The 4755-nt window shown below is 67.3% G+C and carries 5 protein-coding genes; 4 read left to right on the top strand and 1 reads right to left on the bottom strand.

What is annotated here, in order from left to right:
• Nucleotides 1–212: 212 nt before the first annotated feature.
• The 4 genes from AB0C20_RS35175 to AB0C20_RS35160 all read left to right on the top strand — a co-directional run bounded on the left by AB0C20_RS35175 (nucleotide 213) and on the right by AB0C20_RS35160 (nucleotide 3970).
• Complete coding sequence (locus tag AB0C20_RS35175; protein ID WP_007464111.1) at nucleotides 213–854, top strand: ATP-dependent Clp protease proteolytic subunit; 642 nt, start codon at nucleotides 213–215, stop codon at nucleotides 852–854.
• A gap of 10 nt (nucleotides 855–864) precedes the next feature.
• Nucleotides 865–1527 carry an ATP-dependent Clp protease proteolytic subunit gene (locus tag AB0C20_RS35170; RefSeq protein WP_030333536.1) on the top strand — a complete coding sequence of 221 codons (663 nt, stop codon included), beginning with the start codon at nucleotides 865–867 and terminating at the stop codon, nucleotides 1525–1527.
• Nucleotides 1528–1736: 209 nt separating this feature from the next.
• Nucleotides 1737–3032 (top strand): ATP-dependent Clp protease ATP-binding subunit ClpX, encoded by a 1296-nt coding sequence (clpX, locus tag AB0C20_RS35165; RefSeq protein ID WP_357185253.1) that lies wholly within the window; start codon nucleotides 1737–1739, stop codon nucleotides 3030–3032.
• 140 nt (nucleotides 3033–3172) lie between these two features.
• Nucleotides 3173–3970, top strand: a complete 798-nt coding sequence (locus AB0C20_RS35160; protein ID WP_357185256.1) for a carbon-nitrogen hydrolase family protein — start codon at nucleotides 3173–3175, stop codon at nucleotides 3968–3970.
• A 28-nt stretch (nucleotides 3971–3998) separates the two neighbouring features.
• On the opposite strand, the gene AB0C20_RS35155 is transcribed toward AB0C20_RS35160, so the two are convergent.
• Nucleotides 3999–4223: a hypothetical protein gene (locus AB0C20_RS35155; protein ID WP_112584164.1), complete on the bottom strand. Its 225-nt coding sequence runs from the start codon at nucleotides 4221–4223 to the stop codon at nucleotides 3999–4001.
• Nucleotides 4224–4755: the final 532 nt, after the last annotated feature.

Below are 4755 nucleotides of genomic sequence, written 5' to 3'. Positions count from 1 at the left end.
TCCGGGCAGACCCGGTCGGACCACATGTACGCCCGGGCGGTAAGCACTGCCGGGTACGCCCGGGCGGTAAGCACTGCCGGGTACGCCCGGAAGCCCGCGCCGCGGGTACCCGACACAGCTGCGCTGAGAGCGAACACTGCCCCGACCGGGACTCTGCCGCCCCGCACAGCGGTTAGTGTCGGGAAAGACGGTACGGAGAGCGAAGGGCTGCCATGACCGACATGCACATCCCCAAGAAGTCGCTCCGGGCGATTGACGCGCGCGGTGGCGACTCCATTGGCAACCTCGACGACTCGGTCTACAACCGGTTGCTCAAGGAACGCATCATCTTCCTGGGCAGTGAGGTGACCGACCAGGTCGCCAACCGCATCTGCGCGCAGCTGCTGCTGCTCGCCGCGGAGGACCCGGACCGCGACATCAACCTGTGGATCAACTCGCCGGGTGGCTCGGTCTACTCCGGCATGGCGATCTACGACACCATGCAGTTCATCGACAACGACGTGTCGACCGTGGCGATGGGCATGGCTGCCTCGATGGGTCAGCTGCTGCTCTGCGCGGGCACCAAGGGCAAGCGGTACGCCCTGCCCCACGCACGGATCATGATGCACCAGCCGTCCGGTGGTCTGGGCGGCACGGCGTCCGACATCGCCATCCAGGCGGAGCAGATGCTCTACACGAAGCGGATGTTCCAGGAGCGGGTCGCGCACCACACCGGCCAGAGCCAGTCGCAGATCGAGGCCGACTCGGACCGGGACCGTTGGTTCACCGCCCAGGAGGCCATGGACTACGGCTTCATCGACAAGGTGATCATCGGAGCCGCACAGGTTCCGGATGGCGCCGGGACCCTGAGCTGAGGAGCTGACGATGACCGATCTGAGCCTGCCGCCCCAGTTCGCGGCCGTGCACAACCGCTACGTGCTGCCGTCGTTCGTCGAGCGCACGTCGTACGGGGTCAAGGAGTCGAACCCGTACAACAAGCTCTTCGAGGACCGGATCATCTTCCTCGGCGTCCAGGTGGACGACGCGTCGGCCAACGACGTGATGGCCCAGCTGCTGACGCTCGAGGGCACCGACCCGGACCGCGACATCATCATGTACATCAACTCGCCGGGTGGTTCGTTCACCGCCATGACGGCGATCTACGACACCATGCAGTACGTCCGTCCGGACATCTCGACGGTCTGCCTCGGGCAGGCGGCGAGCGCGGCGGCGGTGTTGCTCTCGGCGGGCACCCCGGGTAAGCGGATGGCCCTGCCGAACTCGCGGATCATCATCCACCAGCCGGCCACCGAGGGCGGCTACGGGCAGGGCTCGGACATCGAGATCCAGGCCCGGGAGATCCTGCGGATGCGTACGCAGCTGGAGGACATGCTGTCCCGCCACTGCAACCGCCCGATCGAGCAGGTTCGCAAGGACATCGACCGTGACAAGATCATGACGGCCGAGGAGTCCAAGGAGTACGGGCTGGTCGACACGATCCTGACCAGCCGCAAGAAGGGTCTGCTGGCGGCCAACGCCGCCCGCTGAGCTGTACCGGGTCAGAGGTTGGCCGGGGCTCCGTTCCCGGCCGACCTCTGACACACCCGTTTTGGGGGTCGGAGAATGCCCCGCCAGCGGGTAACGTCGGGTCCGTACCGCTTCGCCGGTTGGGCCGGCGGCGCGAACTAAGCCGGGCGGCGCGCAACGTCCGCAGGTCAGGGCCGGGTCTCCGGCCGATGAGTGCAGGGAGAACGTAGGTGGCACGGATCGGTGACGGCGGCGACCTACTGAAATGCTCCTTCTGCGGCAAGTCGCAGAAGCAGGTCAAGAAGCTCATCGCGGGCCCAGGGGTCTACATCTGCGACGAGTGCATCGATCTCTGCAACGAGATCATCGAAGAGGAGCTGGCCGAGTCCGGCGAGGTGAAGTGGGAAGAGCTTCCCAAGCCGATGGAGATCTGCCAGTTCCTCGACACCTACGTCGTGGGTCAGGATCAGGCCAAGAAGGCGCTCGCCGTAGCGGTCTACAACCACTACAAGCGGATCCAGGCCGAGGCCGCTAATGCGCCGGGCTCCGGCAGTGACGCCGTCGAGCTGGCCAAGTCCAACATCCTGCTGCTCGGCCCGACCGGGTGCGGCAAGACCCACCTGGCACAGACCCTCGCCCGGATGTTGAACGTCCCGTTCGCCATCGCCGACGCCACAGCGCTGACCGAGGCGGGCTACGTCGGCGAGGACGTGGAGAACATCCTCCTCAAGCTGATCCAGGCCGCCGACTACGACATCAAGCGCGCCGAGACCGGCATCATCTACATCGACGAGGTCGACAAGATCGCCCGCAAGTCGGAGAACCCGTCGATCACCCGGGACGTCTCCGGCGAGGGTGTGCAGCAGGCCCTGCTCAAGATGCTCGAGGGCACTGTGGCCAACGTGCCGCCGCAGGGTGGCCGTAAGCACCCACACCAGGAGTTCATCCAGATCGACACCACCAACGTGCTGTTCATCTGTGGTGGCGCCTTCGCCGGGCTCGACCAGATCATCGAGTCCCGCACCGGGCAGGGCGGCACCGGCTTCGGCGCCCGGCTCCGGTCGGTCTCCGATCGGTCGACCGACGACATCTTCAGCCAGGTCATGCCGGAAGACATGCTCAAGTTCGGGCTGATCCCCGAGTTCGTCGGCCGGCTGCCGGTGATCACCAACGTCCGCAGCCTGGATCGCAGCGCCCTCGTTCGGATCCTCACCGAGCCGCGCAACGCACTGGTCCGGCAGTACCAGCGCCTGTTCGAGCTGGATGGTGTCGAGCTCGAGTTCGACGAGCCGGCGTTGGAAGCCATCGCCGATCAGGCGATGCTGCGGGGCACCGGTGCTCGTGGTCTGCGAGCCATCATCGAGGAGGTTCTGCTCTCCGCGATGTACGAGGTGCCGAGCAACCCCGACGCCGCCCGCGTGCTGATCACCCGCGAGGTCGTCCTGGAGAACGTCAACCCGACGATCGTGCCGCGTGAGTTCACCGGGCGCCGGGCTCGGCGCGACCGCGAAGAGAAGTCCGCCTGATCCTTCCCGCATCACGCCGGCCGTTCGATCCTGAGCGGCCGGCGTGATCGTGTTCGGCGCCGTCCGCCAGTGACCACCACCCGTGCGGGCCAGACTGTTGACGCTGTCCGTCAGCGGCCCTCCAGCCGTACCCTTTGCTCATGCGTGTCGCCGTCTGCCAGTTGAACGCCCGGGACGACCGTAAGGCCAATCTGGCGGCCGCGGAGGCCCTACTGGAGCGCGCCGCCGCCGGCGGCGCGGATCTCGCCGTCCTCCCGGAGTACGTCGACTACCTGGGTCCTGCGGCTGGGTTGCCCGAACCGGAGCCGGTCGACGGTGAGGTGGGCAGCTTCTTCGCCGGGGTCGCCAGGCGGCTCGGGATCTGGTTGGTGGCCGGCTCGTTCCACGAGGCCGGCCCGGACCGGGACCACACCTGGAACACCTCGCTGGTCTTCGACCGTTCCGGCAGCCTGGCCGCGACCTATCGCAAGATCCACCTGTACGACGTGGAGATCCCCGGTCGGGTCTCCTACCGGGAGTCGGCGAGCGTCGCGCCCGGGGCCCAACCGGTGGTGGTCGACGTCGAGGGGCTCCGGGTCGGCCTGTCGATCTGCTACGACCTGCGCTTCCCGGAGCTGTACCGGCTACTCGCGTCCGATGGCGGCGCGCAGCTGCTGGTAGTTCCGGCCGCCTTCATGATGCACACCGGCCGGGACCACTGGGAGGTCCTGCTGCGGGCCAGGGCTATCGAGAACCAGTGTTTCGTGGCTGCGGCCGCTCAGACCGGCGACCATGAGCCAGGTCGCACCTGCTTCGGGCGCAGCATGGTGGTCGACCCGTGGGGGACTGTCATCGGTCAGGTGCCGGACGGCCCGGGGGTCTCCGTCGTCGACCTGGACCTGGAGCGGCTCGACACGATCCGCGCCGAACTGCCCAGCCTGGCCAACCGCCGGCTCTGAGCTGCCCTGCGCGCCGGCTGGGAGACCCTCAGCCCTCCAGCAGGACGCCGATCACCGCGAACCCGGCGATGGCCGCTGCGGTGACCAGCAGCGCCGTGGTCATCCGGGACCTGCCCCGTCGGGCCAGCCGTCCCACCGAGAGCACAAGTACGACAAGCACGACCGCACCGATCACCACCTGCCAGAACGGCCCGATGAGGCCGAGCAGCGCCTCCTCGGCGAACACCCTGGCACCGTGCCCGGACTCATCCATGACTGACACTCTGGCACGTCGAGGTGGCCCGCGTCCTCGGCTGAGCCGGGGAGGCGGGGTGCTCGCGTCCTTGGTGCCGGCGAGGGCCGGCGAGGGCTCTTCGTCCGAACCAGTGATGAACCCTGATTTGCCTTCTCCGGGCCGTCCGCGTAACTTTCTCTCTGCACGGGGGAGGCCGGACAAACCGGCCGAGAACGGGCGCCAGGCTCGTGGCGGGAACGCCGAGCGAGACTGAGGATCGGGCGGTGCGGAACACTCCGGAAACGGGGTTGCGAACGCGAAGCCGACCGGGTAGAGTTTCGAAGCCGGCAGGAGCCGGGCGGAGAGCCGCGAAGCGGCGATCGGCCGGTCTGCGGCTTCCCACGACAGAAACGAACGTCGGCAACGACGTGCGTCATCGTGGACTCGAGCAAGCAAGACCACCCGCATTATCGGGTTGAAGCAATGACGAACCGCGAAATATCGGTTTGACACGGCGGAAACGAGCGGGTAACGTAGTAAAAGTGCCTGGCGCTGAAAGCGCCGGGTGCGA

This window comes from Micromonospora sp. NPDC048843, assembly GCF_040649965.1.
In the GTDB taxonomy this organism is placed as follows: Bacteria; Actinomycetota; Actinomycetes; order Mycobacteriales; family Micromonosporaceae; genus Micromonospora; species Micromonospora hortensis.
Note: the sequence above shows the minus strand (reverse complement) of the source record. Positions and strands in the feature narration are given on the sequence as shown.